General features: G+C 42.0%; 23 protein-coding genes. 20 read left to right on the top strand and 3 right to left on the bottom strand.

Annotation, left to right across the window (positions count from 1 at the left end):
- Positions 1 to 10 precede the first annotated feature (10 nt).
- Complete coding sequence (locus ABJF57_RS00730; protein ID WP_462235448.1) at positions 11 to 469, bottom strand: (2Fe-2S)-binding protein; 459 nt, start codon at positions 467 to 469, stop codon at positions 11 to 13.
- Positions 470 to 622: 153 nt separating this feature from the next.
- Here ABJF57_RS00730 and ABJF57_RS00725 point away from each other — a divergent pair, with 153 nt between their 5' ends.
- The 19 genes from ABJF57_RS00725 to ABJF57_RS00635 all read left to right on the top strand — a co-directional run bounded on the left by ABJF57_RS00725 (position 623) and on the right by ABJF57_RS00635 (position 17707).
- Complete coding sequence (locus tag ABJF57_RS00725) at positions 623 to 1126, top strand: MOSC domain-containing protein (RefSeq protein WP_462235450.1); 504 nt, start codon at positions 623 to 625, stop codon at positions 1124 to 1126.
- A complete protein-coding gene (locus ABJF57_RS00720; protein WP_462235452.1) occupies positions 1119 to 2264 on the top strand; it encodes a cysteine desulfurase family protein in 1146 nt (381 codons plus the stop codon). Before ABJF57_RS00725 ends, ABJF57_RS00720 begins: the two co-directional genes overlap by 8 nt.
- Positions 2261 to 3418 (top strand): XdhC family protein, encoded by a 1158-nt coding sequence (locus tag ABJF57_RS00715; protein ID WP_462235454.1) that lies wholly within the window; start codon positions 2261 to 2263, stop codon positions 3416 to 3418. Before ABJF57_RS00720 ends, ABJF57_RS00715 begins: the two co-directional genes overlap by 4 nt.
- A complete protein-coding gene (locus tag ABJF57_RS00710) occupies positions 3411 to 4031 on the top strand; it encodes a nucleotidyltransferase family protein (protein WP_462235455.1) in 621 nt (206 codons plus the stop codon). The genes ABJF57_RS00715 and ABJF57_RS00710 overlap by 8 nt, the downstream gene beginning before the upstream one ends.
- On the top strand, positions 4015 to 4254 hold the full coding sequence (locus ABJF57_RS00705; protein ID WP_462235457.1) for a MoaD/ThiS family protein: 240 nt from the start codon (positions 4015 to 4017) through the stop codon (positions 4252 to 4254). The genes ABJF57_RS00710 and ABJF57_RS00705 overlap by 17 nt, the downstream gene beginning before the upstream one ends.
- Positions 4254 to 5270: a molybdopterin-synthase adenylyltransferase MoeB gene (moeB, locus tag ABJF57_RS00700; RefSeq protein WP_462235459.1), complete on the top strand. Its 1017-nt coding sequence runs from the start codon at positions 4254 to 4256 to the stop codon at positions 5268 to 5270. Before ABJF57_RS00705 ends, moeB begins: the two co-directional genes overlap by 1 nt.
- A complete protein-coding gene (locus tag ABJF57_RS00695) occupies positions 5270 to 5713 on the top strand; it encodes a molybdenum cofactor biosynthesis protein MoaE (RefSeq protein WP_462235461.1) in 444 nt (147 codons plus the stop codon). The genes moeB and ABJF57_RS00695 overlap by 1 nt, the downstream gene beginning before the upstream one ends.
- 37 nt (positions 5714 to 5750) lie before the next feature.
- Positions 5751 to 6134 (top strand): four helix bundle protein, encoded by a 384-nt coding sequence (locus ABJF57_RS00690; RefSeq protein WP_462235463.1) that lies wholly within the window; start codon positions 5751 to 5753, stop codon positions 6132 to 6134.
- Between the two features lie 32 nt (positions 6135 to 6166).
- Entirely contained in the window at positions 6167 to 7060 is an 894-nt protein-coding gene (moaCB, locus tag ABJF57_RS00685; protein ID WP_462235465.1) for a bifunctional molybdenum cofactor biosynthesis protein MoaC/MoaB, read from the top strand.
- Positions 7060 to 8043, top strand: a complete 984-nt coding sequence (gene moaA / locus ABJF57_RS00680) for a GTP 3',8-cyclase MoaA (protein WP_462235467.1) — start codon at positions 7060 to 7062, stop codon at positions 8041 to 8043. Before moaCB ends, moaA begins: the two co-directional genes overlap by 1 nt.
- Positions 8043 to 9206 carry a molybdopterin molybdotransferase MoeA gene (locus tag ABJF57_RS00675; protein ID WP_462235469.1) on the top strand — a complete coding sequence of 388 codons (1164 nt, stop codon included), beginning with the start codon at positions 8043 to 8045 and terminating at the stop codon, positions 9204 to 9206. The genes moaA and ABJF57_RS00675 overlap by 1 nt, the downstream gene beginning before the upstream one ends.
- A gap of 4 nt (positions 9207 to 9210) precedes the next feature.
- Positions 9211 to 9969, top strand: a complete 759-nt coding sequence (locus ABJF57_RS00670) for a sulfite exporter TauE/SafE family protein (RefSeq protein WP_462235471.1) — start codon at positions 9211 to 9213, stop codon at positions 9967 to 9969.
- A 4-nt stretch (positions 9970 to 9973) separates the two neighbouring features.
- Complete coding sequence (locus tag ABJF57_RS00665; protein ID WP_462235473.1) at positions 9974 to 10618, top strand: MOSC domain-containing protein; 645 nt, start codon at positions 9974 to 9976, stop codon at positions 10616 to 10618.
- A gap of 103 nt (positions 10619 to 10721) precedes the next feature.
- On the top strand, positions 10722 to 13076 hold the full coding sequence (locus ABJF57_RS00660) for a GAF domain-containing protein (protein WP_462235474.1): 2355 nt from the start codon (positions 10722 to 10724) through the stop codon (positions 13074 to 13076).
- A gap of 60 nt (positions 13077 to 13136) precedes the next feature.
- Positions 13137 to 13898, top strand: a complete 762-nt coding sequence (locus ABJF57_RS00655; protein WP_462235476.1) for an SDR family oxidoreductase — start codon at positions 13137 to 13139, stop codon at positions 13896 to 13898.
- Positions 13899 to 13905: 7 nt separating this feature from the next.
- The gene (locus tag ABJF57_RS00650) at positions 13906 to 15132 is read left to right on the top strand and encodes an acyl-CoA dehydrogenase family protein (RefSeq protein ID WP_462235478.1); all 1227 of its coding nucleotides are present in this window, start codon (positions 13906 to 13908) and stop codon (positions 15130 to 15132) included.
- A 2-nt stretch (positions 15133 to 15134) separates the two neighbouring features.
- Positions 15135 to 16205 (top strand): phosphotransferase family protein, encoded by a 1071-nt coding sequence (locus tag ABJF57_RS00645; protein WP_462235480.1) that lies wholly within the window; start codon positions 15135 to 15137, stop codon positions 16203 to 16205.
- A 3-nt stretch (positions 16206 to 16208) separates the two neighbouring features.
- Complete coding sequence (locus ABJF57_RS00640) at positions 16209 to 16892, top strand: histidine phosphatase family protein (protein WP_462235482.1); 684 nt, start codon at positions 16209 to 16211, stop codon at positions 16890 to 16892.
- Complete coding sequence (locus tag ABJF57_RS00635; protein ID WP_462235484.1) at positions 16892 to 17707, top strand: SDR family NAD(P)-dependent oxidoreductase; 816 nt, start codon at positions 16892 to 16894, stop codon at positions 17705 to 17707. Before ABJF57_RS00640 ends, ABJF57_RS00635 begins: the two co-directional genes overlap by 1 nt.
- Before the next feature lie 56 nt (positions 17708 to 17763).
- On the opposite strand, the gene ABJF57_RS00630 is transcribed toward ABJF57_RS00635, so the two are convergent.
- Positions 17764 to 18429, bottom strand: coding sequence for a hypothetical protein (locus ABJF57_RS00630; protein WP_462235485.1), 666 nt, complete (start codon positions 18427 to 18429; stop codon positions 17764 to 17766).
- A gap of 142 nt (positions 18430 to 18571) precedes the next feature.
- Positions 18572 to 19423, bottom strand: coding sequence for a Fic family protein (locus tag ABJF57_RS00625; RefSeq protein ID WP_462235996.1), 852 nt, complete (start codon positions 19421 to 19423; stop codon positions 18572 to 18574).
- Between the two features lie 716 nt (positions 19424 to 20139).
- Here ABJF57_RS00625 and ABJF57_RS00620 point away from each other — a divergent pair.
- Entirely contained in the window at positions 20140 to 21183 is a 1044-nt protein-coding gene (locus tag ABJF57_RS00620; protein ID WP_462235489.1) for a YceI family protein, read from the top strand.
- Positions 21184 to 21189 lie beyond the last annotated feature (6 nt).

The following is a 21189-nucleotide window of genomic DNA, read 5'->3' as shown; positions in this document are numbered from 1 at the left end:
AATAGTTAGGTTATGCGTTTTTGGCAGCCGTCTGGATGGCCTTATTGATTCGTGTATACGTTCCGCATCGACAGATATTTCCATTCATAGCTGTAGCAATTTCCTCACTGGATGGACTTGGATTTTTATCTAAAAATGCTGCTGCATTCATTATTTGTCCTGCTTGGCAGTAGCCACATTGCGGAACATCATGCTCAATCCAGGCTTTTTGCACTGGATGATCTCCATCCTTGGAAAGGCCTTCTATAGTTGTTACTTCTTTATCACCCACTGCTGAGATAGGCAGAGAACAGGATCGAATGGAGTTTCCATCAAGATGGATGGTACAGGCTCCGCACATCGCAATGCCGCATCCATATTTGGTTCCAACTAATTTCAAGTGATCCCTGAGAACCCAGAGAATAGGCGTGTCTGAATCAACATCTAGCTGATGTTTTTTCCCGTTCACCTTGATTGTATATGCTGCCATAAGATTGTTGATTGAGTTAGTCCTATCAAATTACTAAAATCAATAGACAATCGTTTGACATATCTGATCAAATACAAAGATTTTATGCAAACGGTAGGGAAACTAACCCACTAATATTGATAAATTCATGGTTCATTTGAGATTGAACCAGGAATGAAAGCAGAAGTTGATTCACCAATTAAATCGCTAATAAGCACCTTGCCGCAAGTAGGTAGATTAGTGTGGATTGGCGTTCGTCCGAAGAGAAAGTTGCCATTAGAGAATATAAGCTATGTGAATGTAACAAAAGAAGGAGGGCTGGAAGGTGATCACTTTGCGGGAAAATTCAGTAAAAAGCGGCAAGTAACACTGATACAGCAGGAGCATTTGGAAGGGGTATGCTCGATGATGGGCATCAAGAAATTTGATCCTGGTTTGATCAGAAGAAATTTGGTGATTAAAGGAATCAACCTGTTTGCACTGCGTGATCAAAAGTTTAGCATTGGAGAAGTTATTCTGGAAGGCACAGGATATTGCCACCCTTGTTCCAGAATGGAAGAAAATCTGGGGCCAGGCGGATACAATGCCATGCGAGGACATGGAGGAATCACTGCTCATGTTATTAGAGGAGGGGAAATCAGGATTGAAGATGAGGTAAAGTTGATGGCTGATGAGTAACCAACCGATCTATCTGGACTACAATGCGACAACACCGGTTGATGAACGCGTACTTGAGGCTATGCTGCCCTACTTCACGCAGAAGTTTGGGAACGCGGCGAGTATACAACATTCATTCGGATGGGATGCTGAAGAGGCGGTAAGTACCTCAAGGGATCAAATAGCTAGTTTGCTTGGCGTAAAAGGACAAAACATTGTTTTTACATCCAGTGCAACTGAGGCAATCAATTTAGCGATTCAAGGGACTTTCGATTTAAGTGGAAAGAAAAACCACATCATTACTTGCAGCACGGAGCATAAAGCGGTGCTCGATACTTGTGAACACCTGAAATCTAAAGGGGGTGAAGTCTCCTTGTTAAATGTTGACACTGATGGAAGGATAAGTATCACGGATATTTTAGATGCGATCAAAGAAAGTACGCTCATGGTATGTGTGATGTCAGCCAACAATGAAACAGGTGTTTTGCAAGACCTTCAGGAAGTTGGAAATCTATGTCAGGAAAAGGGCGTTCATTTCTTATCAGATATCACACAGTCAGCGGGAAAAATTGCCACCAATCTCCACGATTTAAATGCAGATTTTGCTGCCTTATCATCTCATAAACTTTATGGACCAAAGGGAGTGGGAGCTCTTTATGTGAGGGATATGAAGCTTATTGCTCCACAAATTTTTGGAGGTGGTCATGAAAAAGGTCTCAGGTCGGGCACATTGAATGTTCCAGGGATTGTAGGGTTTGGTCACGCCTGTGAAGTTGCTTCTGACCAGATGGATGCTGAAGGTGATCGTTTAGCAAAGTTGAGAGATTACATTGAATCGGAACTCTTACAATTAGGTGACCTTATTGTCAATGGAGAAAAAGCCAATCGTCTTCCTCACGTTTCGAACATCTCATTTGAAGATATTGATGGCAGTCGCCTGATGCGATCACTCAAAGGTCTGGCTGTATCTCAAGGTTCGGCATGCAATTCTGCGGTTATTGAGCCTTCACACGTACTGAAAGCAATGGGACTCAGTGATCGATTGGCTTACGCATCACTCCGCATTTCATTGGGTAGATATTCGACAGAGGAAGATGTTCGGAAGGCGGTTCAAACCATACGTTCAGTAATTGAGCAGCAAAGGATGCAACTGCTATGAGAGAAGTAGAAGCTATCATAACAGCGTATGAAAAAGCCAGGGCAGAGAATTTAGGCTGTGTATTGGCAACAGTTGTTCATGTGGAAGGCTCATCTTATCGGAGAGCTGGAGCACGCATGCTGGTCGATGAAGACGGTTTGATGACTGGGGCAATAAGTGGTGGGTGCCTGGAAGGAGACGCCTTGCGAAAGGCTTTGCATGCGTTGCATCAGCATAAAAACAAACTGGTGACGTATGATACGAGCGACGAAAGTGACGCAGCTATCGGTGCACAACTTGGATGTAATGGAGTAATTCAGGTACTCTTTGAGCCCATTGATTTCCAGCAAAATGACAATCCCATCGAGCTTTTGAAGAAAGCCAATACCGAAAATGAATCGATGGTGATCGGAACCTATTTTCATTTGGATAAAACCAAAGAACAGGGAGGTACAACGTTTCTGATTGATCAGTCTTTGAATATAAGCGGACGAGGAAAGGGGTTTGATTTTCACAACCATGTATTGGATGATTGTCAAACAGCTTTCAATGATCAAACCTCGCTTTTTAGAGAGTACCTCTTCAAGGATCAAAAGCAATACCTTTTTCTGGAAGTATTTACCCCGCCTCCAACTTTGGTGCTTGTTGGAGCAGGAAATGATGCTCAATTGTTAGCACAAATGGCGCAGGTCTTGGGATGGAGTATTGTAGTCAGCGATGGTCGACCAACGCATGCAAATGGTAGTCGTTTTGCCAGCTCTTGCCAAGTCATCGTTTCAAAACCCGAAGAAATTCTTGATGAGGTACAAGTGACAAATCGTACAGTTTTTGTACTCATGACGCACAACTATCGATATGACCTGGCTGTACTCAAGGTTTTGATAGAAAAAAAAGAGATCCCATACATCGGAATTTTGGGTCCAAAGAAGAAGTATGAGCGTATGCTCAACGATATGAAAGAAAAAGGGATCGCTTTGACAGATGAGCAACTAGCCACCATTCATGCTCCGGTCGGATTGGAAATCGGAGCGGAAACTCCAGCAGAAATTGGATTGTCTATTCTTTCAGAAATCCAATCTGTTTTGACCGACACGGAAGGGGGCCGCCTCAAGGAAAAAGATGGTCCAATTCATCGAAAGAAGAACAATGAATTCAAACAGGTAATCATTGAGTGAGCAGGTAAATATCGGATTGGTGGTGCTCGCCGCTGGAACCTCAATACGACTAGGTCGACCGAAACAACTGGTGACTTTTGAAGGGAAAACGCTACTTCAGCGAACAATGGATTGTGGAGGTGAGGATAAGTTCCAATCTAAGGTTTTGGTGGTAGGAGCCAATGCAGATGAGATCTTGAGTGAAACTAATTGCGGATCTTTCGATGTTTGTATCAATGAACGGTGGAAAGAAGGAATGGCAGGGAGCTTAAAGCTAGGACTTGAAAAGTCTCTGGAATTAAACCCGAATCTAAAAGCGCTCATGATTTTAGTTTCAGACCAACCGTTTGTGAGAACCGATCTTTTGAATGAGATGATCAAATTACATACCTCAGAATCGTGCATTGTGATTTGTCAGTATGAAGGTGTAAACGGAGTGCCTGCATTGCTGGGAAATGAGTATTTCAATGAGATTCTTGCACTTGAAGGTGATCAAGGGGCAAAGAAAATAATTAAGAATCATCTAGATCATGTGAAGACCATCACGTTTGATCAGGGTAGTTTTGATATTGATACTCCTGAGGATTTGAAGAGATTAAACGCATTAGAAAACGGACATGCCAGTAACGATTAAATATTTTGGGGCGATTGCTGAAGTAACAGGTGTCACAGAAGAGAAAGTTGAATTGAGTGAGGTTAAAAACAGTTTGGAGATTCTAAAATCCAACTGCCTTTCCAAGTATGAATCAATTGGAGATCTGTCATTTCAGTTGGCAGTCAATCAGTCCTTGTTTACTTCAGATTCATTGAGCGAAGGAGACGAAGTTGCCTTTTTACCACCATTTGCTGGAGGCTGATGACGGATTTTTCACGATATGATCGTCAAATCAAGCTTCCTGAGATTGGTGAGGCAGGCCAAAAAAAGATTCAAAAAGCTCGTGTACTCATTGTTGGAGCAGGTGGATTGGGATGCCCGTCAGCAATGTATCTGGCGGCTGCTGGAGTAGGTACCCTTGGGCTAGTCGATCATGATATCGTGGATGCAACCAATCTCCATCGACAAATACTGTTTACGGAAGAAGATATTGGTCGAAACAAAGCGGAGGCTGCAAAATCTGCATTGCAGAAACGAAACTCTTCCATAGCCATAAAAGCCTATTCAAAGCCCTTTGATATTCAAAATGCCTCAAGTCTTGTTGCTGACTATGATCTTATTCTCGATGGTACCGATAACTTTCAGACAAAATACCTGATCAATGATGCGTGCATGAAGGCAGATAAACCATTTGTTGGCGCATCTATTTATAAGTATCAGGGACAACTTTCGGTTTTCAATTATCACGAAGGACCCAGTTATCGTTGCTTGTATCCAACCCATCATTACAAGGACAACAGCAATTGTGAAGAAACGGGAGTACTGGGGGTTTTGCCCGGCATCATGGGTACGATGCAAGCCACCGAGGCTTTGAAAATCATTCTGGAAATTGGTACTCCACTTTCTGGTCAGCTAAAGATTGTTGATACACTAACCATGCAAGATCAACTGATCAAATTTCTGCGAAACGATCAAGAGATTGATCGCATTAAAAAAGAACCATTAAGCCTGGAAGAAGCCATCTGCTCTATTTCGGATCAAAATCATCTTTACCTGGATGTCAGAGAGCCATTTGAGCAACCCAGACCATCTAACAAAAATTTGCTTGTGATTCCACTCAATCAACTGAAAGATCGGCATGAAGAGATTCCTCGGGGTGATGAGGTGCACGTCTTTTGTCAGTCTGGCATTCGAAGCAAAAAAGCCAAAGCACTCCTTGAGAAAGAATTTGGTTTTAATAACTTGGTAGACGCAGGAGGAATAGAAGAAATAATATAATGAGCGAAAAGAAGCCAAAAAAAGTATTTATGGAGGGTGCGATTCCTCCGGAGAAAATTGCAAAATCAATAGCGAATCACCAGTCGAAGACGAACATTGGGGCTCATAGCATTTTCTTAGGTCAAGTGCGAGCGGATGAAATTGATGGGAAGATTGTTCAGGCCATTGAGTATACAGCCTATGAAGAAATGGCGGAAAAGACATTTCATGATATCAGAGAATCCGCTTTCGATCAATTTGATATGACCTGCTGCCACATTTATCACAGTTTGGGAGCCGTGAAGGCTGGAGAATTGTGTCTGTTTGTTTTTACTTCCTCAGCACACAGGAAAATTGCCATCGAAGCCTGCAATTATCTAGTGGAAGAGATCAAAGCCAAAGTCCCGGTCTTTGGTAAAGAGATATTTGAAGATGAAACCCATCAGTGGAAAGTGAATCAGTGATCAGAATTTTTTTGTAATCGGTAATTAGTATTCAGAGATGGGGTACGTTCAGAGTTATAGAGACTTGGATGTCTATAAACTAGCCAAAACACTTTCCGCTAATATTTTTGAGTTGACAAAGAGATTTCCGAAAGAGGAGACTTATTCACTTACAGATCAGGTGAGGAGATCTTCCAGATCTGTTGGCGCACAAATCGCTGAAGCTTGGGGGAAAAGAAGATACGAAAAGCACTTCATAAGCAAATTGACAGATGCAGATGGTGAACAGCAAGAAACTCAGCACTGGATTGAAACAGCACGTGATTGTAGTTATCTTGCGGATGAAGATGCTGTGACCTTAATAGAAAAGTATACTCAATTGGGTAAAATGATTGGTTCTATGATAAATAAGTATACTAGTTTCTGTGGGAAAAGAAACTGATTACTTACAACGTATATACTGATTACCGAGATATGGTAGATATCACAAACAAATCGAATACACTCAGAGAAGCTACTGCACAAGCAATTGTGAAAGTAGGGAGCGAACAAACCATTGACCTGATCAATGATGGGAAGGTTCCGAAGGGAGATGTTTTTGAAATGTCCAGAGCTGCCGGGTTATTGGGTGTGAAGAAGACGCCAGATCTATTGCCTGATTGTCATCCGCTACCCATTGAATATACAGGAGTAGAATATCAAATTGACGGATTGGAAATCACCATTTTGATGACGGTGAAAACCATCTATAAAACTGGAGTTGAGGTGGAAGCCATGCATGGAGCAAGCATTGTTGCATTGAATATGTATGACATGTTGAAGCCGGTAGATAAACAGGTAGAAATCAGCACAATTAAATTATTGAAAAAGACTGGAGGAAAGTCTACCTATCACAAACCTTCGAAGGGCTTAAGCTGTAAAGTAGTGGTCTGCTCAGACTCTGTATCCAGCGGAGATAAAGAAGATCGAGGAGGAAAACTTTTGTTGTTTGCAATGGAAGAATTTGGTTTGGAAACTTCTTATGAAGTTATTCCTGATCAGGCAGATCTCATTCAAAAACAAGTGGAAAGCCAACTTGCCGACTTATTGATTTTTACGGGAGGAACGGGAGTAGGACCGCACGATATCACTCCTGATACGGTAAGGCCACTGCTGGATACCACACTGCAAGGTGTAGAAGAAGAGATGCGGCGATATGGGCAAGAGCGCATGCCATATGCGATGCTCTCACGATCAGTAGCAGGGATTAAAAACGGCAAGGTAATTTTAGGAGTACCGGGCTCTACGGGAGGAGTTTCTGATTGCATAAATGCAATTTTTCCGCATTTATTCCATGTGTTTCATGTCTTGAAAGGAGGAGGGCACTGATGGAACCGAAGATCATCGATACGTTTGGAAGACCACATACCTATCTGCGTATTTCACTGACAGATAGATGCAATCTCCGCTGTTTTTATTGCATGCCGGAAGAAGGCATAGAGCTGATGGAGAAGCCCAGCATCATGACGTTGGAAGAGATCATTGAGATATCGAAAACCTATGTCAATTTGGGCGTAGATACTATCCGATTGACAGGAGGGGAGCCATTGGTAAGAAAAAATTTCGAATACCTGGTTCGTGAACTCTCCAAGCTAAGCATTACATTGAAACTCACAACCAATGGCATTCTTCTGGACAAATACTTCGACCTCTTCGAAGAAATTGGTTTGATGAAAATCAATGTGAGCCTTGATACACTTGACAAGGCAAAGAATGCCTTCGTAACCAAGCGCGATTACTACGATCGCATCATGAAAAATATCCAGGATGGGATATCACGAGGATTTCATATTAAACTCAATGTGGTGCTGATTAAAGGGGTAAATGATAAGGAAATCAACGATTTTATCGCTTTGACGAAAGATCAGCATGTGGATGTGAAGTTCATTGAGTTCATGCCGTTCAAAGGAAATAAATGGGATTGGAGTAAAGGTGTGAGTGAAGAAGAAATATTGAAAATTGCTCGTTCTGCATTTGGTCAGGTTGAGGCTTTGCCTAATCCAAAGCACAGCACTTCAAATAACTTTCAGGTGGAAGGACATCAAGGCAGTTTCGGCATCATCAGCACCATTACAAATCCGTTCTGTTCGGATTGCAACCGCATTCGATTGACTGCAGATGGGAAGATGAAAAACTGCCTGTTTGCCAATTCTGAAACAGACATACTCAGTCCCCACCGTAAAGGGGAGTCAATCGACCAATTGATCATGGATACGATCCGACATAAGAAACATTCGCGAGATGGGATGGATTTGAAAATGGACGCTGATCAGTATGAAAACAATCGTTCAATGATTTCAATCGGAGGCTGATGGTATCAATAGAAGAAGCATTAGCACTCGTAAATCAACAAGAAGTAAAGGGTACTCCTGACGAACTTCCACTAGCCCAGTCATTAGGTTGTTGCTTATCCAAACAAATTCAATCTCCTTTCGACCTACCCTCTTTTGATAACTCTGCAATGGACGGTTATGCTGTATGTGGATTAACAAGTCAATTTGAAATAGTCGGAGAAGTAGCCGCAGGGAATACCTCGAAAAATGAACTCTCTGAAGGTCAGGCCATGCGAATTTTCACAGGTGGCAAGGTGCCGGAAAATACGACCGCTGTGATCATGCAGGAAAAAGTCAGGGTGGAAGGCACTGCATTGATTTTGGAAGAAAAAGTGGTTGAAGGAAAGAATGTCAGGAAAAGAGGGACAGAAATAGCGGAAGGACAAGTCGTTTTCGAAGAAGGCCATCGTGTGACTCCTGCGACAGTTGGGGTGTTGAGCTCACTTGGTTTTGGTTCAGTAACTGCATATCAGCAGCCGGTCATCCATGTAATTGCCACAGGGAATGAATTGGTAGAGCCGGGAGAAGAAAAGGAGAGTGGTCAGATTTATGAATCTAATAGCCAGACGCTAGCAACAGCACTCCAAGATCAAGGCTTTTATTGTGGATCAAGGCAAAAGATAGCAGATGACCTGGATGTCATTGCAGAAGGAATTGACGAAAACCTGGAACAATGCGACGTGCTCTTGATTACCGGAGGTATTTCAGTCGGAGACTATGATTATGTGAAGGAGGCGCTTGAAGAAAATGACGTAGAAGAGATTTTTTATAAGGTCTTTCAAAAGCCAGGAAAGCCACTCTATTTTGGAAGAAGAGAAAATCAATTTGTTTTCGCACTTCCGGGGAATCCAGCTTCTTCTTTGACATGCTTCTATGTGTATGTGCTGCCTTTGTTGCAGAAGCTGTCAGGAGGTGCAGGTAACGGGCTGATGCGAGTTAATCTTCCAATGGCTCATGATTATGAGATTAAGTTTGATCGCCCGGTATTCTTGAAAGCCCAAATAGAAGAAAAGAAAGTTTCCATTTTGGATGGTCAGGGCTCATCCATGATCCATTCGATGGCACAAGGCAATGCATTGGCCTTTGTGAAAGGACCCATTCAAATAACTGAAGGGGATCCGATTGAATGTTTATTAATTTGATCGTATGGAGATTGAGATACTCCTTCCATTGATTTTTCTATTTATTGCGCTGTTTTATTCTTCAGTGGGGTTTGGTGGCGGCTCCAGCTACCTGGCCATCATGAGTATATTCCTCACTGATTTCTACGAAATTAGGTCCACAGCTTTACTCCTAAATATCATCGTAGTTACTATCGGAACCATCATGTATGTTCGCAACAGAGTATTCGATTGGAAGCTGTTTTGGCCCTTTCTTTTGCCCAGCATTCCATTGGCCTACCTCGGAGCTCAAATGCGTTTATCTGAACAAACGTTCTTTTTAATCTTAGGAGGTTTGTTGATTTTATCTTCTTTTTCGATGCTTTCTAAGTTTTTGAAGAATAACACTTCTTCACGTGAGTTTGGGCTATGGAAACGACTGGGATTGGGAGGGATTGTGGGCTTTTTTGCAGGTTTATCTGGCATTGGAGGAGGTATTTACCTGTCACCTGTTCTCAACATGGTCAATTGGAAAGATTCACGGAAAATCGCATCACTAGCTTCGGTATTCATCCTTGCCAACTCTCTGTCAGGATTGCTAGGCTTGCTGGCGGTGAATACATTCACATTTGACGGTCAGCTGACCATTCGTTTAGTCGTAGCGGTGTTTATAGGTGGAATGATTGGTTCATACTTATCGAATCGCAAGTTCAACACTCGTTTGATTGGGCTATTAACCGCCGCGTTGGTTTTATATGTAGGGTTGCGGTTGTTGCTCTTTCATGGGTATGGAATAAAAATATAAGCACATGCAGTTAGCATCGATATTCGTTGGCAAGCCGGTAAAGGCAGATTACAATGGAAATAAAATTTCTACAGGTATCTTCAAAAAAAAAGTGGATGGGCCAGTGAAAGTTACTTCTATCAATATCGAGGGAGATAAGCAAGCAGATCTAACGGTCCATGGTGGTGTAGACAAAGCGGTGTATGCGTACCCGGCAGAGCATTACAAGTTCTGGGAAAGTGAACGAACAGACCTGCACTTTGAGCTAGGCTATTTTGGAGAAAACCTTGCTACTTATGGTCTTGATGAAACCAACACTTTTATAGGTGATGTTTTTGAGATGGGTTCAATTATCCTTCAGGTGACTAGCCCGCGGATGCCATGCTTCAAGCTTGGGATCCGCATGGGAGATTCCAGATTTGTTAAAGATTTTATGAAAGCCGAGAAAAATGGATTTTACTTCAAAGTCTTGCAAGAAGGGACCATCGAAGCTGGAGATGAGATTAGAAAAATTAAGCAAGATGGTCACCAACTCAGTGTCAAGGAAGTTATTCAGCTTTATACCACCAGAAAATCAGATAAAGAACTATTGAGAAAAGCCATTGATTCACCGAGCCTTCCACAAGACTGGGTAGATCATTTTGAAGTCATCCTGCTGAGACTTCCATAAACATCGGGGCTCATGGAATCTTAATGGATTTTTTTACGTTTATCAGCCTCTAGCGGTACATAAGGTATCTTTAGCGCGTGATTTTGAGCAAAATACAGAAGTTATGGTTTACAATGGTAAAGAGGTAGAATTTCCCGCAATCATGCATGTGAGTTTTTTCAAACTCATAGAGCAGCTGGAAGAAATGGAAAAAAGCAAGGATGCTGGGCAGTCCAGCTATGCAAAAGATTTGCTGAAAGAGGTTGAGAAGTACCCGGAGCTACGTGAAGGCATTTCAGACGTTACAAAGCTGAAGAAGTACCAAAAATCCTTTGATAAGCTCAGTAAGCCACTTTTTCCATCCATTCTTTCAACCAATGAAATCAAAATATTAACTCCTCCATTTTATTTCGAGCCGATTTATACCTCAGCACGTTTTGATAATATTGTCAAAGCATCAGGTGAGCCATTCGAATTTCGAATGAAAGATGTAGATGAGGATCTTTTCTATAAATATTGCTGCTATTTCATTCTTGGCAGCTACTTCGGTTATCCAGTTGGAGGATCCACACCTCAATTCTTAGAGATAGAGAACAAAGCGCAAGGCTTCAAAAGAGTTTACAAGTTGCTCATCAATGCGGATTTATCCGAATTTATTCCTACAGATAAGGCGGTGAAGCTTACTGAGAAAGACTTTGAAGAGTTGGTCGATAATTTCGATGACATCCAACTATGGAAAAAGAAATTCCCACCGAATAGTTGGATCATGCGTGGTATCAACATTGTCAATTTAGTAGATGTCACAGCAGATCAGTCCATCGGAAATATTACTTCGAATCTGCTGGTTAAGTCAGACAATGCATTCACCAATATCCAGCAGAGCGTTCGAAGAATGCTCAATAATAAGGACCTATCCATTGGTATTGTCAGTTACGAGAACGACATGCTTGTGCCGATAGATCATAAAGATGTGAATAGTATCCTTTTGCAAGAAGGAGATTGGTTAAGCTGCGATAAAGACCTATGCCCATTTAGCTGTCAGGAGTTATTTGTAAACAAACAACCTTTTGTCGTTACAGATTCGGATTACTTTCATGAGGCATCTGGAACAGGTATGGCACAAAAGCTGAAAGATTCAGGATATAAAAGCTACATCATTGCACCTCTCGTACATGAAGGCGAATTGCTTGGGTTCATGGAATTGGCATCTAAAAGGAAGTATGAGCTAAATAAGGGCTCATTGGCGATGCTTGATCAGATACTCCCCATTCTTTCAATGGCTAAGAAGCGCTTCCAGACAGAATCGCAAAATTTGGTAGAAGCAGTGATCCAGCAAGAGTGCACTACCATTCATTCTTCAGTAAAATGGAGGTTTGAAGAAGAAGCATTGAAGTTTATCCAGAAGCAAGAGGAAGGCGAGGAAGCCATGTTTACAGACATTGTTTTTGATCACCTCTACCCACTTTATGGACAGTTGGACATCAAAGGCTCATCTGAAAGAAGAAACAAAGCTGTGAGCAAAGATTTGATTAAGCAGCTAAACGCAGTTACTAAAATTATCAAGGCGGCAAATAAGCAAAAGCAATTGCCGGTATTGGATGAGCTACTGTATCGCCTCAATAGCTTCACTGACGAGTTGAAGAAGAACTTGGCAGCAGGCAGCGAGCATAGAATTTTGTCTTTTTTGAGAGACGATGTTTATCCAGTATTTGAGCACTTGAAGAGCGAAAGCGAAGAGTTAAAAGCACTCGTAGAAGGGTATGAGGATTTGTTAGATCCAGAGCTTCATACCGTTTATGAGGAGCGAAAAAAATACGATACCAGTGTCAACTTGATCAATCAACGACTGGCTTCTTATATAGACAAAAAGCAGATCGAAGCTCAGGAGATGTTCCCGCATTATTTTGAACGATACAAGACCGATGGTGTCGAATTCAACATGTACATCGGACAGTCGATCACCAATGGAAAGGTCTTCAATGAGATCTTCCTTCGCAATCTTCGATTGTGGCAACTGCTGGTGATGTGTGAGATGGAAAATGAATTCCATTCTTTGCGCAAAGAACTGACTGCTCCCGTTGAGATCGCCTCTTTGATTTTGGTTTATAGCACTCCTCTGTCTGTTCATTTCCGAATGGATGAGAAAAAGTTTGATGTAGAAGGCGCTTACAATGCGCGCTATGAGATCATCAAAAAGCGGGTGGATAAAGCGCATATCAAAGGCACCAAAGAGCGCATTACCCAGCCCGGACATATAGTCATTGTATATTCTCAGGAGCAGGATGCCAACGAATACCGAACCTATTTGCAGTTCCTTGCTTCTAAAGGGCACCTCAAGCACAAGATCGAAGATGTGGCCCTGGAAGATTTACAAGGAGTGCATGGATTACGCGCACTTCGTGTGGCTGTTGATTACGCCGGTTCCATGGGCGTTGATGAGCTCATTCGTGCAATCGAAGAAGAGACTTCTGCTAAGTAGACGGTAAGTCCAGCATTTCACTAACATCATTATCTTACGCTAGAGACTAAAATGTAACTAGTGAAGAGAAAAAATATATTGATTACAGGTGCCAGTTCCGGTCTGGGAAAAGGCATGGCCATTGAATTTGTGAAGCAAGGGTGCAACCTGGCACTTTGCGCACGCAGAGTCGAGAATCTGCAAGAGCTAAAAAAACAGCTTCATGAGATCAATCCAGAGAGTAAAATTTTCCTCCGATCCTTAGATGTAACCAGCAACGATCAGGTTTTTGAAGTATTTAAGGCCTTCAATCGGGACTTTCAAGACATTGGAGAGCAGCTAGACAGGGTGGTGGTGAATGCGGGAATGGGCAAAGGAGCTTCTTTGGGCAAAGGTCATGCAGGTGCAAACATGCAAACGGCGGTGACTAACTTCTGTGGTGCTATCAGCCAGATGGAAGCTGCCATGGAAATTTTTCGAGAGCAAAATCACGGGCATTTGGTGGCTATCTCATCAATGTCTGCATTTAGAGGATATCCATTTGCAATGACTGTTTATGCTGCAACTAAAGCTGGATTGAAAAGCCTCACCGAAGGCCTGAGGATTGACGTCCTGAAAAAGCCAATCATGGTCTCCTCAATTTTCCCGGGATACATCCAATCAGAAATGACTGATTCCATTGGCAAACCACCTCCTTTTATGATCTCACTTGATAAGGGGTCTAAACTGTTGGCAAAAGCAATAAACAAAGAAAAAGCGAACGCATATGTACCATTCTGGCCATGGTATTTCATCAAGTTGCTGATGCCATTTATGACAGCTAAAATGCTTAGAAAATTTTGATACTACTATGAATTTTGAACCTTCCAAGCGCTCCGAAGAATACCTTAATAAGCTTAAGTCTTTCATGCAAGAGTATGTCTTTCCTTTTGAGCGAGACTACATCGAGTATCACAAAAAACACAACGCAGACGGCAACTGGCAAAACTGGACCGAACACCCCAAGTTGGAAGAGCTTAAGGCAAAGGCCAGGCAGGAGGGTCTCTGGAATTTATTTCTACCCAACGAGAATCTTGGAGAAGGTCTAAGTGTGTTAGAATATGCACCGCTAGCAGAGGAAATGGGCAGAGTTTATAATTCTGCTGAGATATTTAATTGCAATGCACCTGATACAGGAAACATGGAGGTGCTCTACCATTTTGGAAATGATCAGCAAAAAGAGCGGTGGTTGAAGCCATTGTTGGCGGGAGAGATGAAATCTGTTTTTTGCATGACCGAGCCGGATGTGGCAAGTTCAGATGCAACGAACATTCAAACTTCCATTGCAGCAGATGGAGACGAAATTGTCATCAACGGGAAGAAATGGTGGTCCACAGGATTGGGACATCCAGATGCCAAGATTGCGGTCGTGATGGGGCAAACGAAAGATGAAGGAAAAGGAAGGCACGAACAACACAGTATGGTACTTGTTCCCCTGGATACTCCAGGTGTTGAAGTTAAGCGGATGCTGAATACGTTTGGTGCATATGATCCCCCATCGGGTCACGGGGAAGTACATTTCAATAATGTACGTGTGCCTAAAGAAAACCTCATCATGGATTTTGGGTCAGGGTTCGCGATAGCTCAAGGCCGCCTCGGCCCAGGGAGAATCCATCATTGCATGCGATGCGTAGGCGCAGCAGAGCGTGCACTGGAATTGGCCATTATTCGAAGTGGGACAAGGCAAGCATTTGGTAAACTATTGGCACAGCTTGGAGGAAATTCTGAGCGTTTTGCGAAAGCAAGAATTGACATTGACCAGGCAAGGCTGCTCACCCACTATGCAGCATGGAAAATAGATCAAGTTGGAGTGCGTGAAAGTATGACAGAGATATCAGCCATAAAAGTAGTAGCTCCTCGGGTACTCCAAGATGTGACAGATATGGCCATGCAAATCCACGGTGGTGGAGGTCTTTCTGATGACTTCCCGCTGACAGCTTTCTTCATACAGGCCAGAGCACTGAGGTTGGCAGATGGTCCGGACGAAGTACACCTGCGCATGATCTCCAGGTTGGAATTCAAAAAGTACCTGACCTGAGTATGGGAAAAGTCGAAATTAAAGATCTAGAGAAGCAACAACGAGAAGGAGAAGAGCTTGATGTAGCCAAACTTCTTCCCTGGATTGAATCACAACGACTTGACCTGAAAGGCAACCCGACCATTACCCAGTTTTCGGGTGGAGCTTCCAATTGGACGTATCGATTGAAGTTTGAAAATAGAGATGTCATTTTACGCCGTGCGCCCTTAGGAAAAAAAGCAGGAGGGGCGCATAATATGCCGAGGGAATTTCACCTTCAGGAAAAATTGAAACCTCACTATGCATATGTTCCGGAGATGATTGCAGTTTGTGAGGATGAAGAGGTGTTGGGCTCTACCTTTTATCTCATGGATCGATTGGAAGGCATGATCCCAAGGAAGAACCTTCCCCGGGAGGTATCTTGGAACAACGAGTTAACGGATTCTCTCTGCCGCTCTTTTTGGGACAAGATGATAGAGCTGCATCAGGTAGACTATCAAAAACAAGGGTTGGATACCCTGGGCAAAGGGGAAGGCTATGTTGAGCGTCAAATCGCGGGGTGGAACAAACGATATTCGGATGCGAAAACCTGGAATGTACCCGGTGGTAAAAAAGTGATGAAATGGCTGGAAGGAAACATGCCCAACGAAGAAAAATTGTGCATCATCCACAATGACTTTAGGCTGGACAATGTCGTACTTGATCCAAATGATCCCACTCATATCATTGGGGTGCTGGATTGGGAACTTGCAGCGGTTGGTGATCCTCTGATGGACTTGGGAAGTAGTCTGGCTTATTGGGTACACGAGGATGACAACTTCTTCATCAAATCGATGCGGAGGCAACCCAGTAATGCGATAGGGATGATGAAAAGGCAAGAGGTCATTGATTACTATGCGCAAAGAACAGGTAGAGCAATTGAAGATTTCAGATTCTATCGGGTGTATGGATTGTTTCGGTTGGCAGGCATTGCTCAACAGATCTACTATCGATACTCAAAAGGATTCACCAAGAACAAGTCCTTTAAGAATTTTTGGATGATCTCCATCTATCTCGTAAAGACTTGCGAAAATGTCATGAAACAAAAGAACTAGGATATGGCGATGATTTACCTCATACGACACGGCCAGGCCAGCTTCTTGAAAAGCGATTATGATCAGCTGTCTGAGTTGGGTCAACAGCAATCTGAAGTCTTGGGCAACGCATTGAAGGATCGAAATCAGGAGGCTTCATTTATTTCTAGAGGTTCATTGAATCGACATGAGCAAACAGCTAGGCATTGCCTGAATGCATTTGGAATAGATAAAGATGTATCTGAAGATGATCGTTGGAATGAATATGATCACATGGAACTGTTATCAAAACACAATCCTGCGTTTACTGATTATGCAGCGATTGGTGAGTACTTAATGAATCAGGAAAACCCCATGAAAGCATTGCAGCAAGTCTTGAATAAATCAATTGGTGACTGGATCAAAGGTGCGTATGATTATCATACAAGCTGGGAAGATTTTAAAAAAGGAGTGCTTGATGCCCTAAACGACGTAGCTTCTAAGCTTGACAAAGGGCAATCTGCCTGGGTGTTTACATCTGGAGGACCTATTTCGGTAGCGTTGATTGAACTGTTGGCTTTGAAAGATGAGCAGTTTGTTGACTTACAAGCTCGTTTAGTCAATAGTAGCATTACTAAAATACTGGTTGGTAAGAATAGATTGTCGCTAAGCTCCTACAATGATTACGGCCACTTAGATCACAACCCTAATTTCATAACCTATCGTTGATGAAAGAATTAAATTCAAAATATCCAAATAAGACGGCATTCATAACTGGTGCAGGCTCAGGTCTTGGTGCAGCTTTCGCAACCTTGTTAGCCAAAAATGGATGGACGCTACACCTTTCTGATATCAATTTTGATTCGCTTGAAGAAGTCAAGTCAAAGTTGACTGGGGAGTCAGCAATTTTTTTATACCAACTGGACGTGGGCAATAAGCTGGCGTATGAAAAGGTCGTGGAAGAACTAGGAAAGAATACTTCCAAACTTGACTTGCTGATAAATAATGCCGGAATTGGAGATGCTGAGCTGTTTCAGGATTATAAACTTGATCAATGGGAACGCATGATTCGAATTAACCTTTTAGGTACTTACTATGGATCGCATTACTTCCTCCCACTCATTGAACGACAAAGAGGCATGATTGTCAATGTAGGCAGTGCGGCTGGTTTCATGAATGCTCCCGGAATGTCTGCCTATAATGTGGCAAAGGCAGGTGTCTATTCACTAGCGGAGACCTTGCATCACGAGCTGAAGTCAAAAGGTGTACATGTAAGTGTGGTGACGCCTACGTTCTTTCAAACGAACATCATGAGTGATGCAAGTGGCTCTGAAAAGTTCGTCCATTTCGCTCAAAAGCAGATGAAGTATTCAACCACGAACGCCGAAGAAATGGCACAAGTGGTGCTAACAGCATCCGCTAAAGGCAAATTTCATATCATCCACCCAAAGGAAGCTCGACGCGCATTCTTTTTCAAGAAGTGGTTTCCGAAAATGTTAAACAAGCAATTCGAAAAGATGATTGCGAAGTTTAGTGGAAATTAGGTTTAGCCTTTAACGTTTTTAAAGGAAGGGATGCACAAAAATGGAAATCAACAAATTCATAAATACTTCGCCGGTAGGAGATAGCCAGAAATAATCTGCCATAAAAAAATTGAAAGTATTGCCGCTACTGAAGTAAGATCAACAAGAACAACCTTTTTGTATTTGATGAGATCAAAAACAAAAAGTGCAACTGCCGGTAATACCTGAAGCCCCTTATTAAATAGCTGACTTTCTACTAATCCAAGATCCATGGAAACCCTGAAAATTGCTGCTCCCATAAGCATATTCATGCATGCCAACATGTATCTTTTGTGGAGAAATGGCTGTTTTCGTTGGTAGAATGCAATTGCAAAAAATAGATAGCAAAAGAGAAATCGGGATACATTATGACCTGCCGCATCAATGGTGGTGCCACCGCTGTATGCTTTGAATACCACTGGGAACATACCTGTGGGAACCATTAAAATCATAACTAACAAGCCAAAGACGCCTAATATTTTATGTAATCGATAGTTTTTACATCGGATAAGAAATACTTGAACGGCATATAAAAGTACCCAAATCGAATATACAACTCCGTGTATGACCAGGTGAGTCGGAACGGGTTCAGGATCTTCGTAGAGATTCAATAAATAAAAAGAAGGAGCAAACCCTGCAAAGACGATAAGAAGAAACCAAATGGCGCTTGCTGAGAAAAAAATATTTTCCGAGGTTGCTTTCATTTTCGTGGTGAGTAAAGCTAACACCCCAGATACGGCGCGTGCCTCTGGGTTTTGTTTACAGCGCTTCTAAGCTAGTGGATTTGCATTGTACTTTCAAGTGACTACTTAGAAGCAGGTGCGATATCGTTTGTTACATATCGTTTTACAGTATAGAATAATTCGTTCCAGGGCCTGTTCCATGACGTTCGATTAAATTCAAACTTACTAACTCACTGAGGGCGCGTTTAACAGTTGGATTGGGTATGCCAAGATTTTTGGCAATATCTCCCGATTTGCATCCCGCATGGCCTGATACAAATGCCAATATCGACTTTTCTCGAGGTGACAATTTTGAAGTTGTTCCAGTTTGTTCCAGTTTAGCTATTAACTGTTCTTGAATATTCATTAAAGCGCTGAAGAAGAAATTAATCCATGTTGTTATATTCTCATTTGGTCTTTGTGCTTGACAGCTTCTTAGCTCTCGGTAATATTCGGGTTTTCGACTTTCAATTTCGTGTTCGAGGCTGACATATTGAATCCATTTATACCCACCTTTTAGAAGGAGTAGACTCACGAGTAATCTACTCAGTCTTCCATTACCATCTTGGAAAGGGTGAATGGAAACAAATTCGTAAGAGAACAGTGCGCTTTTGACAAGTTGGTGTGTGTGAGTATCTTCGTTGTACCATTCAAATAGAGATCTCATAGCATCATTTGTTTCAAAACCGGGAGGAGTTGTCTCAAAAATCAATTGTTTGGTTCCGTCAGGTAAAGTTGCTTCTACATTATTACTTTGCTGTTTGTAATCACCTTTATGCCATTGATCTTTTTCGCTGTATTTTAATAGAATATTGTGAAGGTTCTTTATTTGATTTTCGGTTATTCTTATATCGTTGTAAGATTCTGAAATAATATCTAAAGCATCAAAATATCCGGCTACCTCCTGCTTATCTCTTTCGGTCAATTTATCTATTGAAAGGTTGCGTAATAAAATATCAACTTCTTCATCACTCATCTTGGATCCTTCAATACGGGTGGATGCGCCGACACTTCTGACTGTCGCTATAGACTTTAGCTGTTTGAGACTTTGTCCTTCCTTTTTTTCTATTGAATTCCATGAAGCATCAAATCGATCAAGTTTGCTAATGTTGTTGACTAACCCCCAGTCAAAATCTAATTCAAAATTGTATACTCTCATTTGGAAATGATACGATATGATTCGTAAATATACGATAATGATATGATAAGTTTGATACGATATGAGCTGAAAATATACGTTAAGCTAGAGCAACCCAAAAGGATAGGAATACAATGAGAAAGGGGTATTTCATTCTGTTCGGATTGTAACTAACCAGCTAAAATGAGTATGCGCCCCAGTTCCTGGAAGCATTGAAATATAGGGATAGTATTTTCCTATCAAAAAGGCTCAGTACGCATATTCATTTTAGTGTTTGTTGTGCACTGTTTTCTATCGTATGACTCTTAATGATAATAGCTCTTCATTATTCACAATGGCCTTTATTATGTATATCCCATCCTCTAAGCAAGAAATATCTATTTCGTTTTTGTTGGATTCTAAAAAGAATTACCATTTTAACATTGTGTTTCCAACAAACGCCTGTTTTGCCTGAATGCGAAATTCAGAAAAGCTTCACAAAAGCATGTAGACAATCCTCAGTTATCAAGTAGTCTTTTTCGTCAATTCAGGAAACTAAAAAATGAATTTGACTTATGAAAAAGAAAGCAAACAATTTCTCATTGGGACTAACCCTGGTGTTATTCCTGTTTTTTATTGGTGGAAATCAAGCACAGGAAATCGACCTGTCTAACCAATTTCAGATCAACAAGGACTTTTCCTATTTGAATTTCAGCGCGACCATAGCTGGGCATCCGGTGATTCGAGGAAGTGCAAAATCGTATCAGGCTACCATGTATTACGATCCTGAAAACGTCATGAATTCATCCGCCACGATTCGCATAGCATCAGATGGGTTTGCCACTGCTCACGATAAAAGAGATGAGTTTCTAGCTGGTGAGGCCTTTCTTGATGCAGCGAATTTTCCAGCCATTTGGTTTCAAGGATCGGAGGTTGCACTTACTGAAAATGGATTTGACCTCAGTGGAAATGTTATTATCAAGGAGGTAGTAAAGCCGGTTACCGTACACCTTGAGAAGCCAACAATTATGAGAAAAGCGATGAATAACCTTGATCTCATGATTGTAAAAGGCAGCCTCAGCCTTAGCCGGAAAGATTTTGAGCTGGGCACCACCGGGCCATTTGCAGCCAACCCAATGTTTGGAGATGAGATCCAGATTGAATTCACCTTTACCGGATTTAGCTACACCATCGATTACTTACAAGCAAGCTACGTTGGGGTATTTGAAGGACGAGAAAACCCAGTAGGACTGGTTTACAATGAGGTAAAAGAAAATGGAGTGAAAAAAGGCATGAAGCTCATGGAATCTCTAACTAAGCAAAAGGAATACAAGCAGGACAATTGGTTGAGTCACCTGGCCAATATCGGATGGATTTTGATGGTAGATGGCTATGGCAAGGAAGCTTTACCTTTTTATGAAAAGGCATTGGAGTATGATCCGAAGCATATGGTTTCTCTCTTAAGGCTGGGCGATGCATATACAATAGCCGGTGAATACGAAAAAGCCCTGGCGCATTTCAAGAAAGAAAGGTCGCTTCCTGAGCGCGGTAAATTCACGCACATTCCCCACATGATTATGGTGCTGGGAGACGATTTTCAATTAAAAGACATGAAATAAGTGTCC

Origin of the sequence: Ekhidna sp. (assembly GCF_039940915.1) — a bacterium.
Taxonomy (GTDB): domain Bacteria; phylum Bacteroidota; class Bacteroidia; order Cytophagales; family Cyclobacteriaceae; genus Ekhidna.
The sequence above is the reverse complement of the archived record's forward strand: the minus strand, read 5'-3'. Positions and strand labels throughout refer to the sequence as shown.